Genomic DNA, 22,341 nt, shown 5'->3' on the forward strand with positions numbered 1-22,341 from the left:
CGCCCCGAGGGCGGGTGCTGGCACGTCCTTTACCGAACCGCCATAGGTTCCGATCGCAGTGCGGACCGGGTTGCACAGGACGATCTCTCTATTGCTCATGAATATGCTCCTCACAGGGACGGGGTGTGACTCATTCCGCGCCCCGGATCGTGCCGGACAGCGAAGTGCCCGGTGCGACGGTGTTAAAAAAATCACACGTCCGGTCGCATGATCTGCCAGTAAGCCCGGCATCGTTGTGTTCGGGTACTCGCGAACCTTGAAATTCTGAAAAGTTTGCTCTAAATACAAAATAATACTTCAAGAAATACTATAAAAATCCGGACGCCGCATTTCGTCTAAGAAGTTGCGTCCGCCACCATTTCGATAAGAATCCAGTTCGTACACGCGATCGAGCAATCCGCCTATCAAATGTCGAAATGGAGGAGACCATGAGTCTTAACCGCAGGCAATTTCTCAAACTCACTGGCGGGGCAGCCGCCGGCGTAACCGTGGCTGGGGCTCCATCGGCACAGGCCGCTCAGGCTGAAGCCGGACGAACGACGCTGCCCTATACGCCCAAAGTGATTGCACGCGCCGGGCAATTGCGGCCAAACGTACCCCTCGCGTTTACCTTTCCGGATTCGTCATCGCCATGTGCGGTAGTCAAGATGGGGACTCCCGTCCCCGGTGGCGTCGGCCCCGATAAAGACATCGTCGCATTCAGCGTGTTGTGCACTCATATGGGCTGCCCGGTCGCATACGATGCCGCCACACGCGAATTTAATTGCCCTTGCCACTTCAGCAAGTTCGATGCTGAAAAAGCCGGCCAGATGATTTCGGGGCAGGCAACGGAAAAGCTTCCCTCGATCGTGCTCGACTACAACGCCAGCAATGGCACGGTACGCGCGATTGCAGTGGATGGGTTGATCTACGGCCGCCAAGCCAACCTGCTGTAGAGGGAGCGATCATGGCTACGAACAAGGATCGGGTGGCACTGCCGCCCGTTCAGGCCCAGCGCGCGAATCTGACCTGCCACTTCTGCATCGTCGGATGCGGATACCACGTGTTCAAATGGCCCGAAAATGTCGAAGGCGGGCGAGCACCGAACCAGAACGCATTGGGGCTGGATTTCCGCACCCAGTTGCCGCCGTTGTCGATCGTGATGACGCCGGCGATGCAAAACACGATTACCGACAAGGACGGTCGCCGGTACAACATCATGGTCGTGCCGGACAAGACATGCAGCGTCAACCAAGGCTTGTCGTCGACACGCGGCGGACAACTCGCGAAGGTGATGTACAACCCCGATGGCGGCGTCGCCAAGGAGCGCTTGCGCAGCCCTCGCGTGTACCTGTCCGATCAATGGATGGACACGAGCTGGGAAAACGCGCTCGCGCTGTATGCCGGCCTGACCAAGAAGATCCTCGATCACGACGGCCCGTCGGTGCTCGCTTTCGATTGCTTCGACCATGGCGGCGCCGGTGGCGGCTTCGAGAACACATGGGGCACGGGCAAGCTGATGTTCACTGCGCTCAAGACGCCGCTCGTGCGCATCCACAATCGACCGGCCTACAACTCGGAATGCCATGCCACGCGGGAGATGGGCATCGGCGAGTTGAACAACAGCTATGAGGATGCCGAACTCGCCGACGTGATCATGGCGATCGGCTGCAACTCATATGAAACGCAGACGAATTATTTCCTTGCCCACTGGCTGCCGAACCTGCAGGGGCAGACCGTCGACAAACGCAAGCAGCACTTCCCAGGCGAGAGTGTCGCGGCCGCCAAGATCATTTTCGTCGACCCGCGCCGCACGACCACGATTGCGATCGCCGAGCGCGTCGCCGGCAAGCCGAACGTATTGCATCTGGACATTGAGCCCGGTACGGATATCGCGCTGTTCGACGGTCTGCTGACCTACGTGGTCGATCAGGGATGGCACGACAAGGCCTTCATCGCGGAATACACCAACGCTTTTGACGATGCCTTGAAGACGAACCGCTTGTCGCTGGACGAGACCAGTCGCATTACCGGTGTGCCCATCGAGCGCTTGAAGCAGGCGGCCGAATGGGCATACAAACCCAAGGCATCGGGACACCGCCCGCGGACCATGCACGCCTATGAAAAGGGGATCATCTGGGGTAACGACAACTACCTGATCCAATCCGCGTTGGTCGACGTCGTGCTGGCGACACACAACGTCGGTCGGCGCGGCACCGGCGTCGTCAGGATGGGCGGACACCAGGAAGGCTACACACGGCCTCCGTATCCCGGCAACACGAAGATCTACGTCGACCAGGAGATCATTCACGGCAAGGGCATGATGTACACGGCCTGGGGCGCGAATCCATTCCAGACGACATTGAATGCGGAAGAACATCGCGCGGTCATCTTGCACCGGGCCGGCATCGTGCGAGAAGCGATGTCGCGCGAGCGTGGCGCTTCGACTGCACAGCTCGTGGACGTCGCCTATGACGCCGTAAAGAACAAGGGCGGACTGTTCTTCACGAACATCAATCTCTACCCGACCAAGCTCGCCGAAGCGGCACATCTGATATTGCCGGCGGCACACCCTGGCGAGATGAATCTGACGTCGATGAACGGCGAGCGACGCATGCGGCTCTCCGAGCGCTTCATGGATCCGCCCGGCTCCGCGATGCCGGACTGCCTGATTGCAGCCGCGATCGCGAACACGCTCAAGCGGATGTACGAGGCGGAAGGGAAGAGCGACATGGCCGCCCGGTTTAACGGCTTCGATTGGAAAACAGAAGAAGACGCATTCAACGACGGCTTCCGGCAGGCGGGCCAAGCCGGCGTCGAACCAATCGACAGTCAGGGCGGCAAGACCGGCAATCTGGTGACCTACGCGCGGCTTCGCGCGATGGGCAACAACGGGGTCCAGTTGCCCGCCAAGTCATTCGAAGGCGGCAAGCTGATCGGGACCGAAATGCTCTACACGGATGGAAGATTTGACACGGCCGACGGCAAGGCGCAGTTCAAGCCCGCCAAGTGGACAGGGCTGCCGAAGCCGGTGGCAGACCAGAAGGCGAAGTACCGGTTCTGGATCAACAACGGCCGCGTCAACGAAGTCTGGCAGACGCTTTACCATGATCAATACAACGAGTTCGTGCGCGAACGCGTACCGATGGCTTTTCTCGAGCTCAACCCGGACGACGCGCGCTCGCTCGGCGTCACGTCCGGTGACGTCGTCGAGGTCTATAACGATTACGGTTCGACCTACGCAATGGCCTACCTCGAGCCGGCGATCAAGCACGGCCAGACTTTCATGCAGTTCGGGCATTTCAACGGCATCATGGGCAACGTGACGACCCCATGGACGGACCGAAACGTCGTGCCGTACTACAAGGGTACGTGGGCGAACCTGCGCCGGGTGGGGTCCGTTCAGGATTTCAAGGAAAGCGTCAGCTTCAAGAGCCGACGTATCGACGCAACCTGAGTGCAGTTGGTTGATTTCGGATGCAACGCGGCGCGATGGCGGCTCAACCGCTGTCGCGCCGCTTTTTGTTGCCGGATCACGGGTTGGTTCGATCGGAGAGGCTGTCCAATGTTCGACGGGATACGACTCGATTTCTTCAGTCGGCAGGGGCCAAGCGATGCAAGATCGATACGGCATCCTGCGCGATGATCTGTTCTTCGTCCGTGGGAATGACTAGCACCGCCACACAGCTCTTAGCGCTGCTGACGATTTGGGCATTGCCACCATTCGTTTGCGGATCGAGCGTGACGCCCAGCCACGCTAGGCGTTCGCAGATCGCGGCACGAATTTCGGGTTGGTGCTCGCCGATGCCCGCCGTGAACACGAGCGCGTCGAGCCCTCCGAGCGATGTGGCCAACCGTGCGATTTCACCTGCAATGCGGAAAGCGAATAGATCGATCGCTTCACGCGCCTGAGGCAAGGTGCTTTCCAGCAACGTTCGGCTATCGGCGCTCACGCCCGACACGCCCAGCAAACCCGACTCGTGATACAGCAACCGCTCCACATCGGCGAGTTTCCAGTCGCGCTCGCCAAGCAAATGCAAGACGACACCGGCATCGAGCGCGCCGCAGCGCGTTGCCATGGGAACGCCGTCGAGCGTTGAGAAACCCATGCTCGTGTCGCGGCTCACGCCCGCATCGAGCGCACATAGGCTTGCGCCGCTGCCCAGATGCGCGACCACGACCTTGCCCGCCGCCACTTGCGGAAAAGCTTGCGCGAGCCGAGAGGCGATGAATTGATACGAAAGACCGTGAAAGCCGTAGCGCTTGATGCCCGCATCGAATAAATGCCGCGCGATCGCGAAACGGCGCACGAGGTCGGATTGCCGGTGATGGAATGCGGTGTCGAACGACGCGCACTGCGGCAAGTGTGGCCGCAGCGCCCGAATCGCGCGAATGAGCCGCACGCATTGCGGCTGATGCAGCGGCGCAAGGGGTACGAGGGCCTCGATCTCCGCAAGCGTCTCGTCGTCGATGGCGGCCGGCCCCGCAAAGCGATCGCCGCCATGAACGACGCGATGCCCGACCGAGGCGAAATCGCGCAGCGAGAAATGCGTCGAAAACCAAGCGAGCGTTTCGTCGATGACTTCGTGCAGATCGTCGGTGAGCCGCGCGCGCAACTGAATGCGAACGGATTGGCCGTCCCTCGACAATTCGAGCGCGAGCGGATCCCCGCGCAAATCGATCGCGCCTTTGCCGAGATGCACGGGCGTGCCGCCGTGGATGCGAAAGAGCCCGAACTTGATCGTCGACGATCCAGGGTTGAACGTGAGCAACAGCGGATCGCTCATGAGCGTGCAGCTCCATCGCGGGTGCGTTCGGCCACGAGCTTGGCGAGCGCGGCGGACGCCAGGCGCACCCGCAGCGAATCGGCGCGGCTCGTGAGAATGATCGGCAAGCGCGCGCCGAGCACGAGCCCCGCGCCGTCCGCGCCGGCAAACAGCATCAGTTGCTTGACGAGCATGTTGCCTGCTTCCAAATCGGGCACGAGCAAGATGTCCGCTTGCCCCGCGACGGCCGAGACGATGCCTTTGGTTTTCGCCGCGGCAAAGTTGACCGCGTTGTCGAACGCGAGCGGACCGTCGACGAGGCCGCCCGTGATTTGCCCGCGCGAGGCCATGACGGTGAGCGCGGCGGCATCGAGCGTGGACTGCATTTTGGAATTGACTGTTTCCACCGCGGCCAATACGGCGACGCGCGGCAGTTCGACTCCCATCAACCGTAGAAAATCGATCGCATTCTGGCAGATGTCACGCTTTTGATCGAGCGTCGGCGCGACGTTGATCGCGGCGTCGGTGACGACGAGCGGCTTGGGATACGCGGGCACATCCATGGCATAGACGTGACTGATGCGACGTTCCGTGCGCAAACCGGAATTGGGCGCGACCACCGCGGCCAGCAATTCGTCGGTGTGCAAGCTGCCTTTCATCAACGCGGCGACCTTGCGCGCCGCGCCGAGCTCGACCGCGCGCGCGGCGGCCGCATGACTGTGCTCGACGGACTCGATCTCGATGCCGGCGAGGCTCACCTGAGCGAGGTCGGCCGCCGCGCGGATCTTCGCCTCGGGACCGATGAGCAACGGGTCAAGCAGGTTTTCGTCGCGCGCCTCCACCGCCGCACCGATTGCTTCGGGCGAGCAGGGGTGCACGATCGCCGTGCGCAAGGCGGGCCGGCTTCGCGCGGCGCGAATGAACGCTTCGTAGCGGCCATGCTCCCCGAGCGGGGCGCGCAAATGAGCATCGTCCACGAGCGGCTCCCTACTTTTGGAGAACATATTCACCGGGAGCCTCGGCAAGGATGGGGGTTTGTACATCGGGCAGGCCGATGTGGGGGGGCGCGACGCGCGCATCTTGCGAATACGCATCGAGCCAGGCCGTCCACGCCGGCCACCAGGAACCCTCTTGCAAGTCGGCCGCTGCGGCCCATTCGTCGGGACCGACGCTCAGGTCGGCTTCCGCCGTGGACATGATGCGGAAATGACGATGCACATGGCCCGGTTCGCTGACAATGCCCGCGTTATGACCGCCGCTCGTCAATACGAACGTGACGTCCGTATCGGCCAAATGATGAATCTTATAGACCGACCGCCACGGCGCGATGTGATCGCGTTCGGTCCCGACGACGAACATCGGCGCGCGGATGTTGCGCAGGGCAATAGGGCGGCCGTCCACGCGGTAACGCGCGCACGCCAGGTCGTTGTTCAAGAAGAGTTCGCGCAGGTACTGCGAATGCATACGAAACGGCATGCGGGTGCTGTCCTCGTTCCACGCCGCCAAGTCGTTCATCGGCGCGCGCTCGCCGAGTAGGTAGTTGTGCACGGCGCGCGACCAAATGAGGTCGTTCGATCGCAGCAGTTGGAACGATCCGCCCATCTGCTCGCCGCCAAGATAACCGCGCGCCCACATCAGGCTCTCGAGAAAATAAACCTGGCTTTCGTCGATGAACAACTGCAGCTCGCCCGGCTCGGTGAAATCCGTTTGGGCGGCGAACAATGTCACGGTGGCGAGGCGCTCGTCGCGCTCGTTCGCCATCGCCGCCGCTGCAATCGAGAGCAGTGTGCCGCCCAGGCAATAGCCGGCCGCATGAATCTTCGCCGCCGGCACGATGCGCGAAATCGCATCCAAAGCGGCCATGACGCCCAATCGGCGGTAATCGTCGAACCCCAGATCGCGGTCTTGCGCATCCGGATTGCGCCAGGAAATGCAAAAGACGGTGTACCCCTGATCGACGAGATACCGCACGAGAGAATTGTGCGGCGATAGATCGAGGATGTAGTACTTCATGATCCACGCAGGCACGATCAGCACCGGCTCGGCCGCCACCTTGGGAGTGGACGGGCGATATTGAATCAGTTCGATCAAATGATTGCGAAAAACCACCGCGCCGGGTGTGACCGCCACATCGACACCGGGCTTGAACTGCCGCGCCTCGGGGGAGGGCTGGCCGCTAGCGGCGCGCCATGCGTCTTGCAGCGCGTTGCGCGCGCCCTGCACGAGATTGGCGCCGCACGTCTCGGCCGTGCGCTTCAGCACTTCGGGATTGGTCAACGCGAAGTTGTTGGGCGAGAACAGATCGAGCCATTGCCTAGCGGCGAACGAGACGACATCCTCGTGATGGCGCGTCGTGCCGGGAATCCCGTGCGTTGCCGCGCACCACCACTGCTCTGTCAGTCGAAACGCTTGCTGCCAACACCGAAACGGCATCTCTTGCCAAGCAGGCGCCCGAAACCTGTCGTCCTCGGCAAGCGGTGGATCGAACGTTTCAGCGCCGAAAGCGGATCCCGCCACTTCTCGAGCCTGCCGCGCCGCCAGCGAGGCCAACTCCAACTGTTTGCCCGGCGCCGCAAACATGTGTATGAGCCAGTCGGACAGCGCAAGCGTCAGCGCGGCAGGCGACAAGCCGCCCGTGGCGCGGGCGATCCAAGCGTCCTTGGCGTGATCGAGCGAGCGAAATGGACTCTCGGGCGAGCGTGCCGGGACGGAATCGTGTGTGGCATTTTCCGGTTTCAGGCGCGTATCCATTGGGTGGTTTCCGTTCGAATCGATCTGAGATGCACTCTTGCACAGTCAGGCGCGCTCGACCCTGATTTACGTCAATCGTGCGACCGCAAGCGGCATTGACCGTGTCGAAGCCCACAGCGGGAAAGCGCATACCGCTTGCGATTGACCCATATCAAGTACGAATTCGCGCAACGCAAGAAGATAGAACCTATAGGTTCGAACACGGGCGCTGTCGAGCCGCCCGATGATCGCCAGTCGCCAACCGCAATGGAGCACGCCGACCGTGCGATTGCTTCCGGCCAAAGGAGTTCGATGATGCAAGGCAAGTACCGGGTCGCGTTCGCCACGCTCGCGATTTTCGTTTCCATCGTAGGCATCGCGGCCTCGATTCGCGGGTTGTTGTTCGATCAAGACAGCGCGGTGCGCTATGGCGTAGCAGCGGTGTTCGCAGGCGTCGCAACCTTCGTGCTGCTGCTCAATCCGGCTTCAGGATTCGACGCCGATGAGCACGCCGATTCGCGCAAATAAGCGCGGCTGCGGCCGTCATTGACGCAGCACCCAATCGACGAGCGTATTGGCCTCGTCCGGCGAGAGCGGGCCGCCGCGATCGGCGGCAGGCGGCATAGGCGTATCCCCCCAATGCGCCTTGCCGCCGACGCGCAACTTTTCGGCAAGGCGATCGGCCGCGTGGGGATCGCGCCGATATCGTTCGGCGATCTGATGAAACGACGGCGCAAGGAAAGGCGCATCGATTGTGTGACAAAACATGCAGTGCTGCCGATTGACCAGATCGGTGGGCTCGGATTGTGCGAATACCGGCCGGCTCAATGCAACAGCGAAGATGCATGCCGCGCCGATCATGAATGGGTGGGGTCGCGTATTCACTGCCTGACTCCAATAGGGACGTTCCATTCAGTGTATGGACACGCCCTCATGTCAGATTGATACACGTCAAGGTGAAGATCATGCATATCCACTTTCCGCACGATCCACCGCAGTATTGCGGACCGGAGTTGGTGCTAACGTTTCCGGCGGTCGTCGACGGCGAGCGCGTGACCTGCTCGATTACCGCAGAGGCCCTGGAAGATCATTTCGGCGCGGCCTCCTCGCGCGAGGAGGACACCCTGCGGGCGTTCAAGCACCATCGAGACAAGATCGAGCATGCCGCGCGCAAGCTCTTGCATGAGCTAGGCAGCAAGCCCGTCCGGCTGCACAGCGGGTATTTTCGCTTCTGCGAGTGAGAAAGAAGGGCGAATCCGGTCAAAGCCCAGTAAAAGATTCGCCCCGGTGCGCCGGGGCGAAGACTGCATGGATCAACGCGACATCAACACGGGCGCCGTCATGGTTTGCAGCATCGTGTAGGTGACGCCGCCGAGCACATGCTCTCGCGCGCGCGCGTGCCCGTAGGCGCCCATCACGAGCAAGTCGGCATGCAAATCGCTGATCTGATTGAGCAGCGTCGCGGCGGTTGTCATGCCGGGAGCGCGCGGGACCGATACGAAGCTGGCGCGCACGCCATGGCGCTCCAGATAGCCCGACACGTCGAAGCCAGCGCCTGGCTCGCCCTCCGGGTGTTTCTGGACCGTCGAAACCGTGACGAAATGCGCGCGTTTCAGAATCGGCAAGGCGTCGGCGAGCGCCCGAGCCGCTTCCCGGCTACCGTCCCAAGCGACGACGACGTTTTCGCCGAACGTGGCGACGTGGCCCGCAAAGGGCAAGACCACCACGGGACGCCCGCCGCTCATCACGACTTCTTCGACGAAATTGCGGGCGACGTACGACGCTTGGTCGTCGGGGTCTTCCTGGCCCATCACGAGCAGGTCTGCGTGCCGCGCATGCAGAACCGCCACATCGATCGCGGGGCCGGCAGGGGCGCGCCATTCGAACGGGCATCCGGCACGCTGCGCCGCCGCCGTGAACTGTTCGCGAGCTCGGTTCATCCGTTCCACGCCCTGAGCCTCGAGCTTGCCCAGATTGAGGCTGTCATCGCGTTTGACGAGCGGGCGCAGGAGGTCTTGGCAGACCACGTACAGGCCGATCAAATGCGCGTCGTGCTTGAGCGCCAAATCGAGCGCAAACGCGGTGCGCGCTTCGCTTCGACGGCTGTCGTCGATATGGACGAGCAAAGTCTTGTAAGTCATAACAGGACCTTTTCAGTGCGGTGGGTGGCGGAGGGCGGCGTTGCCGCTGCGTTTTCAACACTGCCGGGAATCAACAGGACCGGGCAACAGGACATACGCGCGACGCGCTCGGCGACGCTGCCGAGCAAGAGGCGCCGCACGCCGCGCCGCCCATGCGTACCCATGACGACGAGGTCGCATTGCGCGGCGCGGGCTTCTTCGAGAATGCGCTCGGCGATGTCGACGCCCGTCGACTTGATTTCGACCACGCGCGGTGCACCTTTGATGTTCTCGCGCTGCATCGCGGCGAGCGCTTCCTTCTTCAGCTCCTCGCCGGTTTGCAACAAGGCGTCGCGCACGATCGACGGATCGAAGCCGGGCGCTTCGTACGCCACCAGCGGTATATCGACGACGTAGAGCGGGATCAATTCCGCGTGGGTCTCGCGCGCCAGTGCGACCGCATGGTCGAACGCGCGTTGCCCGGTCTCGCTGCCGTCGATCGGCACGAGGATTCGTTGGTACATGATGAGACCTCTCGTTAGGTTCGCTTGATCGAATCGAGTGGGGCAGGGTCGCGCGGCAGTCAATGCGACATCAATACGGGCACCGTCATCGATTTGAGGATCGAGCGCGTAGCGCCGCCCAGGACCAGCTCGCGCCAGCGCGAGTGGCCATAGCAGCCCATCACGATCAGGTCGACGCCAAGGTCGGCGGCCCGGGAAAGCAGCAATTCTCCGATCGGCTCGCCCTTGACGCCTTCGACTTCCTCTATCGCGACATTCGCGCCGTAACGCGAGACGATCGCCGCGATATCGGTGCCCGGTATGCGGCTCGCGGCAGGGTCGGTACGCATCGCATTGATCGTCAGCACGGTGACGCGTTTCGCGCGCGTCAAAAATGGCAGCGCGTCGTGCAAGGCGCGCGTGGCTTCGCGGCTGCCGTCCCAGGCGATCATTACATGGGAGGGGATTGCGTCGAACTGGCCGGCGTAAGGCACGACGAGCACAGGGCGCCCCGCGGAAAGCACCGTGCTCTCGATGAATTGCTCGGCGACGAAAGAATCGGGATCGTCGCGATTGTATTGGCCGACGATGGCGAGATCGGCGATTCGCGCCGCCTGCGGCACGACCTCATTGGCGTATTCGGCAGACGATTGCCAGTCGCCTTGGACCTTCGCGCGTAACAACTCGGCGCGGAACAAGCGCTCCAGCGCGCCTTGCTGCTCGGCACGGCGCTGGCGTTGCTCGACGTAAAACTCGGCGTTGCCCGCCATGACGTAGAACGACCCCGGCTCAGGCGTGAAAACCGTGAAGAAGCCGGTGAGGTGTGCCTCGAATTGCGTGGCAAGCGACAGGGCGAGGTCGAGCCGGCTATGCACGGCTTTACTCGTATCGAGGTGAACCAGGATGCTTTTGTAACTCATTGCGATAGCTCCCATGAACGAATCGCAGCACTGAATCGTGATTCCCAGTCTAGGAGCTAGGCCGTTTTATCGATTGACGCAGGTCAAGCGAAATCGCGCTAATTCCACTTTGCCGGGATACAAAAATCTAAACGCCGCGGCGCTGCCAAAGGCCAGTCGAACGCATGCGACATGGCTTGATTGAGGTCAAACGGCTGGGTGCAGCAACTGTCTACAGTGTTCGATAGCAGAGGTGCCACAACGCAATGCGAGAGCGTATCGCGTGGCACGTCGAATCCTATCTTCAGCCCTATGAGGAGAACGCCGTGTCCGCCAAGCGTGTCGCATTCGTCACTGGAGGAATGGGAGGGTTGGGCGCCGCGATCAGTCGGCGTCTGTACGACATGGGCATGACCGTCGCGATGTCGCATTCCGAACACAACGATCATGTATCGACTTGGCTCACGCACGAGCGTGACGCCGGCCGCACGTTCCATGCGTACGAGATGAACGTCGACGATTTCGATTCCTGCGCGCACTGTGCCAAGCGCGTGATCGAAGACCATGGGGCAGTGGATGTGCTCGTCAACAACGCGGGCATCACGCGCGACGCATCCTTCTTGAAGATGACCAAAGCCGATTGGGATGCGGTGATGCATACGGATCTCGACGCGCTATTCAACGTGACCAAGCCGTTTATCGCGGGCATGGTGGAGCGGGGGTTCGGCCGAATCGTCAACATCGGCTCGGTGAACGGATCGCGCGGCGCATACGGCCAGACCAACTACGCCGCGGCCAAATCGGGCCTACACGGTTTCACGAAGGCGTTGGCGCTCGAAGTGGCCAAGCGCGGCGTAACCGTCAATACGGTAGCGCCCGGCTACCTCGATACGGCGATGATCGCGTCGGTGCCGGAAGAGGTGATGCGAACGCGCGTGCTGCCGCAGATTCCCGTGGGCAGACTCGGCCGCCCCGACGAGGTTGCCGCGCTCGTCGCTTTTCTTTGCTCCGACGATGCGGGGTTCGTGACCGGAGCGGACGTGGCGGTCAACGGCGGAATGCACATGCAGTGACGATCCCATGGCGACAAGACAAGCGTCTTTGATCTATGGTCTTTGTGACTTTGAACGTGAGAGCTCATCGACTCGTGACCGCCTGCGGCCGCGCGCCGCCGTCCCGTGGCGACGCATAGCGCCGTTGACGCAAATCAACGGGTAGCGCGCCACGCCGTCTACAGTGAGTTCTGCATCAACCCGTATTGCTCGAAGGGCCGGTTCGACCAACGCGGGACGAAGGCTGGAGTGGGCGTGCGTGCGTCCACGATTAACCGCGAACGAGGAGTGAATGCGATGAGCAACCTAACCCGTTTTGACCCGTTGTCGCTGGAACCAATGGCAGATTTGTTCCAGGGATTCTTCAGACCCATGCGCGGCCTCGCGCTAGCCGGCGAAACACCGCTTTCGGACGTCAAGATCGACGTCTCGGAGAGCGACACCGCGTACACGGTGAAGGCTGAACTGCCGGGCGTCGACAAAAAAGACATCGACGTCAAAGTCGACGGCAACGTCGTGTCGATCACGGCCAAGGCAGAACGCAACAAAGAACTGAAGGAAGGCGAGCGCGTCATTCGCAGCGAACGCTATTCCGGCATGATCAGCCGCTCGTTCTCGCTGGACAGCGACATCGACGAAAGCGCTTCGTCGGCGCAATACCAGGATGGCGTGTTGTCGCTGACGTTGCAAAAGAAGAAGAGTGCGCCGCAAAAGCGTTTGCAAATCAATTGATCGATTTGAGGGGCTGGGCTGTATTGGGCGCGGCTAAGTTGGATCGAGCCGCGCCTTTTTTTCGGTTCCGTTCGATCCCGGTGGTCGTGCAATTCGAGGGTTAGGAGGCGCGCCGTCTCCCGGTCGACCACACCAACAAGCACGCGAGGGCGCCGAGCATCCCGCCCAAATGCGCGAAGTGGGCGACGCCTGACGCTTCGCCGCTTACGCCGAGCAGCAGCTCGAGGACGGCGTATCCCGTTGCAAACAGCCATGCCGGCATCGGGATGGGCGGAAAGAGCAGCACGAGACGCCGGCGCGGGAACAAGATAGCGTAGCTCACGAGCAATCCGAACACGCCGGCCGACGCACCGATCGTCGGATAGCCGTGCGGCTCGCTCAAGAGCAGCACGGCAACTTGAACGAGCCCGCCAGCCACGACGCTCATGACGTACAGCAATACCAACCGGCTGCGGCCGATCGCGCGTTCGACGTCGCGGCCGAACAGGTACAGCCCGAACATGTTGAATGCGATATGGGCAAGATTGGCGTGCAGCAGGCTATAGGTCAGCAACTGCCACCAATGAAACGGAGGGGCGCCGGCTTGGCTGACATGGGCGGGCGGCCAAAGGGCGAACGTGTCGATCAAGCGTTCAGGCGCTGCCTGCTCGAGCAGAAAGACGGCGAGATTCAATACAACCAGGACGAGTGTCATCTTGGCTCCTACGCGGGCCCGAGCGTAAGGGTGGCGCCGTCCGGTCTTATCGAAGGATGCATCATGGCGATGTCAGGAAAGATCAGCGACCGCGATTGGTCTGTTTCGGTGCAAACTCATCCGACCGAGGAGGGGTTCGCCTGCACCATCCACGTGGTTCATCGGGAGGAAAAGGGCAAGTTCCAACATCAGTTCAAGCACTTCAAGGTTTTCCGGACCGAACAAGACGCCGTGTTGGATGGCTTGCGCGAAGGCACGACATGGATTCGGCACAAGTTGGCGAAATCATTCTGCCGATAACGAACCGCCATCGCGCGGCGGTCGAGCGCGGCGCCGCATGGTTGTTTGCACGCCGCCTCGGATCAGATTAGAAGAGCGCCTGCTCTTGCGCCGGCGCCTCGGCGAGATCGACCGCCTCGAGATACGTCGGCACTTCGCATTGCCAATGGAATTTCTCTTCGATGCGTCGCCGCAGTGCGTCGGCTGCCGCCGGTTCGCCATGAGTCACGAAGGTTCGGGTTGGCGCCTTCGTCATCGACGATAGCCACCGCAGGATTTCGTCGTAGTCGGCGTGAGCCGATAGCGACGAAATCGATTCGATCTTTGCGCGCACGGGCACATACTCGCCGTGAATCTTGATGGTGGGTGCATGGGCTTCCAGCGCCGCGCCGCGGGTTCCTGCAGCTTGATAACCCACCAATGCGATCGTATTGCGCGCATCCGGCGCGAACGCTTTGAGATGATGCAGTACGCGCCCTCCGGTCACCATGCCGCTGCCGGCAATCACGACCATGGGTCCTCGCCGGGCTGACACTTCCTTCGATTGATCGACAGTGCCGACCATCGTGGCGGCCTTGCCGATGGCGTTGGCTTGGCTCATCGTCAACCGATGTTCGCGAAGATGACGTCGATAAAGGTCGGTCACGGCAATCGCCATCGGGCTGTCGAGGAACACAGGGACGTTCGCCATGCGGCCCGTTTCCTTTAACACGGCGATGTAATGAAGAATCTCTTGCGTGCGGCCAACGGCGAACGAGGGAATGACGACGACCCCGCCGCGCCTGAAGGTACGCGCGAAGATCGCTTCCAACTCGGCCGAGGGGTCGCTCGCCGGGTGCAAGCGATCACCGTAAGTAGATTCGACGACCAAGTAGTCGGCATGCATGGGGGGCATCGGCTCGCGCATGATCGGATCGGCGTAGCGGCCGAGATCGCCGGAAAAGACGATCAGCTTCTCGTTCATGTACAAGACGGCGCTCGCGGCGCCCAGGATGTGTCCCGCCGGCAGCAGGCGAAACGACGCATGCTCGGCTAGCTTCACCGGTTCGTTGAAATCGCAAGGCACGAGCTGCTTGAGCACCCGCTCGGCATCGTCCAGCGTATAAAGCGGCAAAGCGGGGTGGTGCTTCGAGTAGCCATGCCGATTTGCGAACTCGGCTTCTTCCTCTTGCAGCTTGGCGCTGTCTCGCAGCATGATCCCGCACAGATCGGCCGTGCCCGAACTCGCATAGACCGGGCCGCGATATCCCATGCGGGCGAGCACGGGCAGGTAGCCCGAGTGATCGATGTGCGCATGCGTCAAGATGACGGCGTCCAGGGTCTCGACGGACACGGGTAGCTCCGCCCAATTGCGCAGGCGCAGGTTCTTCGTGCCTTCGAACAAGCCGCAATCGATCAACACGCGAATGCCCGCGCCTTCGAGCAGGTATTTCGATCCGGTGACGGTTTCGGTTGCGCCAAGGAATGTGAGCTTCATAGCGGGCCTCCCGCGGTCGTGGGGGGCGCCGTCGCACCGTCGTCGCGCGGGGGCGCCTCTCGCTCGTACCAACTCGAAATCGCGTCCCAGATTTCGTCGGCCGATTCGGCGAATGTAATCAACCTCGCATCGTGCGGCGCGATCATGCCCTCGTCGATGAGGAAGTCGAGATCGATGGCGCGTTGCCAGTATTGCTTGCCGACGAGCACGACAGGCAGCGGCGCGATCTTGCCCGTCTGCAGCAGCGTCAATATCTCGAACAATTCATCGCACGTGCCGTAGCCGCCGGGAAAGAACACCGCGGCCTTGGCACGCTCGAGCAAATGCATCTTGCGAATGGCGAAGTAGTGCAACTTGAAGCACAGGTCGGGGCTAATGTAGGGATTGGGCTCTTGCTCGCGCGGCAGCGAGATGTTCAAGCCGATGCTCGGCGCACCCGATTCAAAAGCGCCGCGATTGGCCGCTTCCATGATGCCGGGACCGCCGCCCGTCACGATCGCGAGCCGCGGCAGCACGTTCGTCGCGCGCCAGGTGCCCACGAGGTAGCCGAGCTCGCGCGCCACATCGTAGTATCGGCTCTTGTCGAGCAACCGCTTCGCGATATCCACTTCGTGAGCGTAATCGCGGTTGCACGGATCGCTTGCAAGCAGCCGGTCGGCTTCGCGCAGCCGTTCGCGCGCCGCTTGCGGCTCGGCGATCCGCGTGCTGCCGTAGACCACCACCGTATGCTTGATGCCATGCAGCAGCAGGAGCTCTTCCGTCTTCCAAAAGTCCAGTTGCAAGCGCACGCCGCACATTTCCGGGCGCCGCAGAAAATCCCTGTCCTCATCGGCTTGCTGGTAGCTTGGACTCGCGACGAGCCGCTTCACGCGCTCGCGTGCCTCGGCTTCGGTCTCGTAGTCGGCATGCGCTTTCATGGGTTCATTGCCTCGGGCTAGGCGGGCGATCGGCTTGCCGGCCATCACCAAATGACATCGCTCAGCGCTCGCCGCGGCGAACGTTCGACTGGCTGCGGTCCATGGCCGATGCGCAACAACACCTGCGGGGCCGCTTCGATGCCGGCTTCTGTGCGCAGCCGTGCGCGCAACGATTCCACCTCGATAGGCTGGTTCAGATAGGAAGCGCTCAAGCCGTTATTGACGGCGCAAAGCAAGACTCGCTCCAACGCTTGGCCGGCGGCGAGCCAGGCCTCGCGATCGTCTCGATCCGTGGCAATCACGAGCAATAGCGGCGAGCCTTCGAGCAGTTCGCTATGCATGGCGGCCATGCCGCCGCCGACATCGAAAGTGCGAATGGCCGAAGCGACGATCGGCACGGCGAGATCGAGCAGGGCGGCGACCCCGGCCGCCTCGGTCGGCATACCGTCGACGCTGCGCTTCGGGTGAATCCAGGCCGCCAGCTCTCGCCGAAAGCGCGGGTCGGCGAATTGCTGCGCGTCGGCTTGGGCGATCAGCTCGGCAATGCGCTCTCTCCCCGCTGCATCTTCGATGCAAACGACTCGCGCCCCCTCCGCTTGACCTGCATCGGTCAAGCTGCGCTTCATAGCATCCGACACGGGCGTGCGCGCGAACGGCTTGCGGATTGTCGCGCGCTGCTCAATCGCGTTGAAAAGCGGCCCAAGACTGTCGTCTTTGAACCCGGCTTCGTGCACCTCTACGTGAGCGAGCACATCGGGGTCGACCTCTGACGGGAACAACGAGATCCGATAGCTCAGCCCATAGCGATTCAACGCGGTGCGCAAGTTGAACAGCGCGGCGCCGCAACTGATGATCAGTTCGCGGTCGAACGGATCGACGACGGGCAGGGCGCGCATGCGATCCGCACATAACGTGATGGCGTCGTCCGCGACGATGAAACGCCACGGCTGGGAATTGTGGCTCGATGGCGCCAGGACGGCGCATTGGATTGCATGCCGAAGTTTTTGAGCCACGCTCGCTTGTGCATTCAGCGAGGGGAGGAGCGGCTCGCGCGCCGCCGCTTGCATCTTATCGCTCACAGTCGATCTCCTCGAATGTCGCATCGTTCGATCGATATTGGCATTTCGCAGCGCGTGCCTAATTGACCGACATCAAGGCGATCGCCGGTTATCGAGGCGATTCGAGTCAGCGCTCTTGGAACGGCGGCCGATGTCGCCCGCGGCGTGGCCGGCGGCGCACCGTGCGGCGCTTCCGGAGTGTCGCCGCAGCCCGGACTTGCCGTTCGAGAAAAGCGTCGACGGCTTCGCCTACCGTTGCGAAGAAGCTGCCGTCGCCCCCGAACACTTCGAACAGACCGTACCGGCGCAAGCGGTCCTTGACCGGCCCCTTCATCTCGGCGAAGCACAGCCGAACGCCGGCCGCCCGCAGTTCGTCGTGCAGATTGGCCAATACGTCGGCTGCAGTGACATCGATGTCGGTCACCGGTTCGGCGGCAATGACGATAGATTTGATGGGCGCTGGCGCTCGAGCCATGGCGCGGCGCAGATGAGCGGCGAAGATTTCCGCATTGGCGAAGAAGAGCGGGGCATCCCAGCGATACAGCAGCAAGCCCTCGACCCGTTGGGCTTCCGGGTGTCGGCTGATGTCGTGGTAACCGCGCCTGCCCGGCACCCGGCCGAGCACCGCATCATACGGATGCCACGCCCGCCAGACAAACGAGGCCAGCGAAAGCCCGACCGCGACGAAGATACCGGGCAGCACGCCCAGCAGCACGACGCCGCCGACGCATAGGAGAGAGACCGCGAACTCGCTGCGATGCATGCGATACAACCGAGCGACGCGACCGATCTCCACGATCGCGAGCGCCGCGCAGATCACGACCGCGGCGAGCGCGGCATCGGGCAGGTAAGTGGTCAGCGAAGGCGCAACGAACAACAGCAGGCCGGTCATCGCCGCGGCCACGAGATTCGCGACTTGCGTCTGGGCTCCGGCCGCTTGCGCGACGGGCGTGCGCGAGGTGCTGCTGCTTACCGGGCAACCGCTCAAGAGCCCGGAGAACAAGTTCGCCGCGCCGAGCGCGACCAGCTCTTGGTTTCGATCGGTTTGCTCGGCGGGTGTGCGCGCGAAAACGCGCGCCAATATACTGGTGTCGGCGAACGAAATCAGCGCGATCGCGATGGCGCCGCTCGCGATGCTTTGGATACTGGTGAGCGACAAACGGGGCAAATGCGGCGCAATCCATCCTGCCGCGAAGGGTTCGACTGCGGGGCCTACCGCAACCTGTTGACGATGCAGCCACCAGCCTGCGAACCCGGCGCCCATGAGCGCGATCAAGACGCCGGGCACGCGTGGTGCGTATCGGCGCAGTAGCAAGACGACGGCGATGCAGGCGAGCCCGATAGCGGCCGACACGACGTTGACCTCGTGTCCGGCGATGCCCCGCGCCATGTGGGAGACGCTTTCGATGGCGGTGCTGCCGGAATTCGGAAGCCCGAGCAGTCGAGGCAGTTCGCTCGCGATGAGGGTCACGGCGATGCCGTTCAGATAGCCGTAGCGAATGGGCTGGGACAGAAGATCGGTGACGAAGCCGAGCTTCGCAAGCCCGAGCATCACGCAGATGACACCCGCCATCACCGCTAGCGCCGACGCGAGCGCGATCGTTTGTGCCGCGTCGCCCTGCGCCAAAGGAACGACCGTCGCGCCGATCAGCGCGGCCAGCGCGGAATCGGGGCCTAATACGAGGATGCGGCTCGGGCCGAAAAGTGCATAGCCGACCAATGCGCCGATCGTTGCGTAGAGGCCGACCATGATCGGCAAGCGGGCCGCTTCGGCATAGCTCAATCCCACCGGAACGAGAATCGCGGAAAGCGCGAGTCCCGCGAAAAGATCCTTCAGCAACCACTTGCGTTGATAGTTGCGCAACAGCGGCCATAGCGGCAGCCAGCGCTCCCAGTTGGAACGAGCAGGCAGCGAGGGCGAATCGTGGTGAGCCATGCTCGATCGAGAAAGTGGGCGACAGATGGACTGCCGCTATCGATCTGATCGCACGTTCGGTGCGCGATGCGGTAACGGCATACCGGAGCATATCGCGGACTGGCCCGCTTGTAGAGCGCGCAGATAGAGGCCCTGTTCGTCTGGCATTGCACGCACAGCGCGTCGGTCCGGGCTGTGGGTCTCGATCCTAGCAAACGCAACCGATAGGCCGTGACAGATGGATTCGTTGAGATGGGTCAAAAGCGATGCCCGGCTGGGCAGTAACATCGATATAGCGGCCGGCGCAGGTGCGCGAGTCGCCTGATGACGTCGATACGATAGGGGAGAGTCGGGATGCGACGAATATGGCTTGCCCTAACGATGCTCGTGCCGCTGCTGTTGGCGGGATGCGGCTACAACACGCTGCAAACCGAAGACGAACAAGTCAAGGCGAGTTGGGCGGAGGTCGTCAATCAATACCAGCGGCGTGCCGACTTGGTCCCGAACCTCGTGAGCACGGTGAAGGGTTACGCGCAGCAAGAACGCGAGGTGCTTACGCAAGTGACCGAGGCGCGCGCCCGCGCCGGCTCGGTGCAGGTCACGCCTGCGATGCTCGACGATCCGCAAGCGTTCGCTCGATTCCAGGCCGCGCAAGGCCAGTTGACTTCGTCGCTGTCGCGGCTGCTGATTGTCTCGGAGAACTACCCGCAACTGAAATCGGACGCCAACTTCCGGGACTTGCAAGCTCAGCTCGAGGGCACCGAAAACCGGATCACCGTTGCACGCAATCGCTATATCCAGGCCGTCCAGGCTTACAACACGACCGTGCGCTCATTCCCCTCCAATCTCACTGCGCGGGCATTCGGGTTCAACGAGAAGCCGACCTTCTCGGTCGCCAACGAAACGGAAATCGCCAAGCCGCCGCGCGTGGAATTCGGCACGACGCCGGGGGCGCAGCCAGCTTCGGCGGCGTCGTCGAACTGAAGAGGACGGTGAACGTGAAAGCGCTACGGCAACTATTGATGGCGTTGCTCGCATGCGCGGCGCTTTTTGGCGCTTTTGCGGCGCATGCGCTCGTTGCCGTTCCGGCTTTGACGGCGCGCGTAACCGACGAAACCGGCACGCTCACCGCTGAACAGAAGAGTGCGTTGGAACAGGTACTGCAAGCGTTCGAACAACGCAAGGGCACGCAAATCGCCGTGCTGATCGTGCCGACGACCCAGCCGGAGGCCATCGAGCAATATTCGCTGCGCGTCGTTCAAGCGTGGAAGCTCGGACGCAAGGCCGTCGACGATGGGGCACTGCTCATCGTCGCCAAGGACGACCGCGCACTACGTATCGAGGTTGGCTATGGCTTGGAAGGTTCGCTCAACGATGCCGTGAGCAGCCGCATCATTCGCGAGATCATCGTGCCGCGGTTTCAGCACGGGGATTTTTACGGTGGTATCGCGGCGGGTGTGGACCAAATGATCCGCGTCGCGGACGGCGAGGCATTGCCGCCGCCTAGCCCGACCGCGGAAAAGGGGGCGGCGAGTGTCTGGCGGCTCGCGCCGCTGCTTCTGATGCTCTCTATCGTGTTCGGCCGCGTGCTGCGAGCTGTGTTCGGGCGGTTGCCCGGGGCGTTGATCGCGGGCGGGGGCGCGGCGCTGATTGCTTGGTTGACGGCCGCCGGGATGCTTGCCGCCATCGTCGCCGGCACGATCGTATTCTTGTTTACGCTGGTTGGGGCGGGCATGGGCGGCTACGTCGGCAGCTATGGCGCCGGACGGCGCGGGAGTTCCGACGGGCGCGGTGGGTTTGGCGGCGGCGGCGGGACTTTTGGAGGCGGCGGCGCCTCGGGCAGGTGGTGACGATGAACGCTTCACGCGTTATTCGGCATTTGTGTACCACGCACTGGGCGCTCGGGCGAGCGTTCGGCCGCGCCAGCTTGCTCGAGATCGAAACTGCGATTGCGGCATGCAACGCCGAACATGTAGGCGAAGTTCGCTTCGCGGTCGAGAGCGCGTTGCACGGTGGCGCGCTGTTTCGCGGACAGTCGTCGCGCGAGCGGGCGCTCGAGGTGTTCTCGCAGTTGCGGATCTGGGACACCGAACACAACAACGGTGTGCTGATCTACATGCTGCTGGCCGATCATGCGGTGGAAATCGTCGCCGATCGCGGCGTGCATGCGAAGGTCGGGACGGGGGAGTGGCAGGCCATTTGCCGCACCATGGAAGCGGCGTTCGGCCGACGCGCTTATCGGGATGGAACGCTGTCGGGTATTCGAGCGGTCGCGCGCCACCTCAGGCACCACTATCCTGCAACGAAAGCAAGCGGGGGGCCGCCATCCGCTGCGCCCGTGATGCTCTGAGCGCAACGCGGTGAGGCTGCGATCGTTCGGCGGGCTTTTTGTATGGGACTTCAGACGTTTTTATCAGTTCGGCCGCAGACGGCTTTGCGGTGTTGACTACGAGAGGAATACGAGAATGAATATCAAGGGGTTGTTTGTCGCTGTTTTGGGTGCCAGCCTAGCCGGTGCATTGTCCACGGTCACGGCATGGGCTGGGATGCCGGCGATGGCCATGGAACACACTTTCGCTTTTGGCCAGCCGGCGAACGAGGCGGATGTGACTAAGACCATCCACGTTCAGGCTTCGGATCAAATGCGGCTCAATTTCGACTCCATCGATATCCGGCGTGGCGACGTGGTGAAGTTTGTGGTTGAAAACGTCGGACAGGCGCCGCACGAGTTTGCGATCGGGGATTCCGCGTTCCGGCGTGAGCATCAGCGAGAGATGGCTCAACCCATGTCGGCGATGGCGGGCATGGCGCACGATGATGCGAACGTCGTGAGCCTGAAGCCCGGGCAAACCAAAACTTTGATCTGGCGGTTCGACCGGTTGAGCACGCGAACGATCTTGTTCGCATGCTATGTGCCGGGCCATTACGAAGCGGGCATGTACCGTCGGTATCGAATTCCCGGGTGACCGGCGCGCAGCGCAGCCGCGAGCAAGCACGGCGGCCGTGCAGTTTGGATGCATGGAACGTTACGGGCCAGGCTCGCGGCGGAAACGCCGGGGGCTAGGTGGGATATTCTTGATTTGACATAACATGAATTATCAACGTTTTGGGTGTTAGGGCTTTATGCAAATGTCGTGTTTTAGCTAGATAGAAATGTCGTGTTTTAACCTCGGTATGCTGGTCGGTTCCACGCGGGACAACGGAGCCGGCCATGCATGCC

Annotated in this window: 22 protein-coding genes and 1 pseudogene; 11 read left to right on the forward strand and 12 right to left on the reverse strand. The window is 62.2% G+C overall.

All coding sequences use genetic code 11. The annotated features are described in order from the left end of the window. Positions 1 to 428 precede the first annotated feature (428 nt). Positions 429 to 935 (forward strand): arsenate reductase (azurin) small subunit, encoded by a 507-nt coding sequence (locus MMB74_RS26705; protein WP_277431622.1) that lies wholly within the window; start codon positions 429 to 431, stop codon positions 933 to 935. Positions 936 to 946: 11 nt separating this feature from the next. Beyond that, positions 947 to 3,436 carry an arsenate reductase (azurin) large subunit gene (locus MMB74_RS26710; RefSeq protein ID WP_277431623.1) on the forward strand — a complete coding sequence of 830 codons (2,490 nt, stop codon included), beginning with the start codon at positions 947 to 949 and terminating at the stop codon, positions 3,434 to 3,436. A 136-nt stretch (positions 3,437 to 3,572) separates the two neighbouring features. On the opposite strand, the gene MMB74_RS26715 is transcribed toward MMB74_RS26710, so the two are convergent. The 3 genes and pseudogenes from MMB74_RS26715 to MMB74_RS26725 all read right to left on the reverse strand — a co-directional run bounded on the left by MMB74_RS26715 (position 3,573) and on the right by MMB74_RS26725 (position 7,496). Further along, a complete protein-coding gene (locus MMB74_RS26715; protein ID WP_277431624.1) occupies positions 3,573 to 4,766 on the reverse strand; it encodes an acetate/propionate family kinase in 1,194 nt (397 codons plus the stop codon). After that, positions 4,763 to 5,686 (reverse strand): annotated as a pseudogene (locus MMB74_RS26720) (bifunctional enoyl-CoA hydratase/phosphate acetyltransferase); the annotation flags it as partial. The pseudogene MMB74_RS26720 and the gene MMB74_RS26715, both read right to left, overlap by 4 nt. A 46-nt stretch (positions 5,687 to 5,732) precedes the next feature. After that, a complete protein-coding gene (locus MMB74_RS26725) occupies positions 5,733 to 7,496 on the reverse strand; it encodes an alpha/beta fold hydrolase (RefSeq protein WP_277431625.1) in 1,764 nt (587 codons plus the stop codon). A gap of 294 nt (positions 7,497 to 7,790) precedes the next feature. On the opposite strand from MMB74_RS26725, the gene MMB74_RS26730 reads away from it, so the two are divergent. Continuing rightward, positions 7,791 to 8,003: a DUF2964 family protein gene (locus MMB74_RS26730; RefSeq protein WP_277431639.1), complete on the forward strand. Its 213-nt coding sequence runs from the start codon at positions 7,791 to 7,793 to the stop codon at positions 8,001 to 8,003. A gap of 15 nt (positions 8,004 to 8,018) precedes the next feature. Here MMB74_RS26730 and MMB74_RS26735 read toward each other — a convergent pair whose 3' ends face one another. Continuing rightward, positions 8,019 to 8,336, reverse strand: coding sequence for a c-type cytochrome (locus MMB74_RS26735; protein WP_277431640.1), 318 nt, complete (start codon positions 8,334 to 8,336; stop codon positions 8,019 to 8,021). A 95-nt stretch (positions 8,337 to 8,431) separates the two neighbouring features. Here MMB74_RS26735 and MMB74_RS26740 point away from each other — a divergent pair, with 95 nt between their 5' ends. Beyond that, a complete protein-coding gene (locus MMB74_RS26740; RefSeq protein ID WP_277431626.1) occupies positions 8,432 to 8,716 on the forward strand; it encodes a DUF1488 domain-containing protein in 285 nt (94 codons plus the stop codon). Positions 8,717 to 8,788: 72 nt separating this feature from the next. Here the strand turns inward: MMB74_RS26740 and MMB74_RS26745 are convergent, their stop codons facing one another. From MMB74_RS26745 to MMB74_RS26755, 3 genes are read right to left on the reverse strand one after another with little or no spacing between them, the layout of a single operon-like run. Further along, positions 8,789 to 9,616: a universal stress protein gene (locus MMB74_RS26745; protein ID WP_277431627.1), complete on the reverse strand. Its 828-nt coding sequence runs from the start codon at positions 9,614 to 9,616 to the stop codon at positions 8,789 to 8,791. Beyond that, complete coding sequence (locus tag MMB74_RS26750; protein WP_277431628.1) at positions 9,613 to 10,119, reverse strand: universal stress protein; 507 nt, start codon at positions 10,117 to 10,119, stop codon at positions 9,613 to 9,615. Before MMB74_RS26750 ends, MMB74_RS26745 begins: the two co-directional genes overlap by 4 nt. Before the next feature lie 59 nt (positions 10,120 to 10,178). Further along, the gene (locus MMB74_RS26755) at positions 10,179 to 11,018 is read right to left on the reverse strand and encodes a universal stress protein (protein WP_277431629.1); all 840 of its coding nucleotides are present in this window, start codon (positions 11,016 to 11,018) and stop codon (positions 10,179 to 10,181) included. A 305-nt stretch (positions 11,019 to 11,323) separates the two neighbouring features. Here MMB74_RS26755 and MMB74_RS26760 point away from each other — a divergent pair, with 305 nt between their 5' ends. Both MMB74_RS26760 and MMB74_RS26765 read left to right on the forward strand, forming a co-directional pair. Then, positions 11,324 to 12,070, forward strand: coding sequence for a beta-ketoacyl-ACP reductase (locus tag MMB74_RS26760; protein ID WP_277431641.1), 747 nt, complete (start codon positions 11,324 to 11,326; stop codon positions 12,068 to 12,070). A gap of 276 nt (positions 12,071 to 12,346) precedes the next feature. Further along, positions 12,347 to 12,781, forward strand: coding sequence for an Hsp20/alpha crystallin family protein (locus MMB74_RS26765; protein ID WP_277431630.1), 435 nt, complete (start codon positions 12,347 to 12,349; stop codon positions 12,779 to 12,781). Positions 12,782 to 12,881: 100 nt separating this feature from the next. Here the strand turns inward: MMB74_RS26765 and MMB74_RS26770 are convergent, their stop codons facing one another. After that, the gene (locus MMB74_RS26770) at positions 12,882 to 13,475 is read right to left on the reverse strand and encodes a rhomboid family intramembrane serine protease (protein WP_277431631.1); all 594 of its coding nucleotides are present in this window, start codon (positions 13,473 to 13,475) and stop codon (positions 12,882 to 12,884) included. A gap of 63 nt (positions 13,476 to 13,538) precedes the next feature. Between MMB74_RS26770 and MMB74_RS26775 the strand changes: the two genes are divergently transcribed. Next, complete coding sequence (locus MMB74_RS26775) at positions 13,539 to 13,775, forward strand: hypothetical protein (protein ID WP_277431632.1); 237 nt, start codon at positions 13,539 to 13,541, stop codon at positions 13,773 to 13,775. A gap of 67 nt (positions 13,776 to 13,842) precedes the next feature. On the opposite strand, the gene MMB74_RS26780 is transcribed toward MMB74_RS26775, so the two are convergent. The 4 genes from MMB74_RS26780 to MMB74_RS26795 form a co-directional block, all read right to left on the reverse strand. Beyond that, on the reverse strand, positions 13,843 to 15,231 hold the full coding sequence (locus MMB74_RS26780; protein WP_277431633.1) for an MBL fold metallo-hydrolase: 1,389 nt from the start codon (positions 15,229 to 15,231) through the stop codon (positions 13,843 to 13,845). Further along, positions 15,228 to 16,148 carry an LOG family protein gene (locus MMB74_RS26785; RefSeq protein WP_277431634.1) on the reverse strand — a complete coding sequence of 307 codons (921 nt, stop codon included), beginning with the start codon at positions 16,146 to 16,148 and terminating at the stop codon, positions 15,228 to 15,230. The genes MMB74_RS26780 and MMB74_RS26785 overlap by 4 nt, the downstream gene beginning before the upstream one ends. Positions 16,149 to 16,192: 44 nt before the next feature. Next, complete coding sequence (locus MMB74_RS26790; protein WP_277431642.1) at positions 16,193 to 17,215, reverse strand: nitroreductase family protein; 1,023 nt, start codon at positions 17,213 to 17,215, stop codon at positions 16,193 to 16,195. A gap of 118 nt (positions 17,216 to 17,333) precedes the next feature. Continuing rightward, entirely contained in the window at positions 17,334 to 19,142 is a 1,809-nt protein-coding gene (locus MMB74_RS26795) for a SulP family inorganic anion transporter (RefSeq protein WP_277431635.1), read from the reverse strand. 333 nt (positions 19,143 to 19,475) lie between these two features. On the opposite strand from MMB74_RS26795, the gene MMB74_RS26800 reads away from it, so the two are divergent. From MMB74_RS26800 to MMB74_RS26815, 4 genes are all read left to right on the forward strand, one after another. Then, entirely contained in the window at positions 19,476 to 20,105 is a 630-nt protein-coding gene (locus tag MMB74_RS26800; protein WP_277431636.1) for a LemA family protein, read from the forward strand. A 38-nt stretch (positions 20,106 to 20,143) separates the two neighbouring features. After that, the gene (locus MMB74_RS26805; RefSeq protein ID WP_277431643.1) at positions 20,144 to 20,971 is read left to right on the forward strand and encodes a YgcG family protein; all 828 of its coding nucleotides are present in this window, start codon (positions 20,144 to 20,146) and stop codon (positions 20,969 to 20,971) included. 2 nt (positions 20,972 to 20,973) lie between these two features. Next, the gene (locus tag MMB74_RS26810; RefSeq protein WP_277431637.1) at positions 20,974 to 21,471 is read left to right on the forward strand and encodes a TPM domain-containing protein; all 498 of its coding nucleotides are present in this window, start codon (positions 20,974 to 20,976) and stop codon (positions 21,469 to 21,471) included. Positions 21,472 to 21,586: 115 nt separating this feature from the next. Next, positions 21,587 to 22,087: a copper-binding protein gene (locus MMB74_RS26815; protein WP_277431638.1), complete on the forward strand. Its 501-nt coding sequence runs from the start codon at positions 21,587 to 21,589 to the stop codon at positions 22,085 to 22,087. The last annotated feature ends 254 nt before the right edge of the window (positions 22,088 to 22,341 follow it).

This window comes from Trinickia sp. Y13 (assembly GCF_029522115.1).
In the GTDB taxonomy this organism is placed as follows: Bacteria; Pseudomonadota; Gammaproteobacteria; order Burkholderiales; family Burkholderiaceae; genus Trinickia.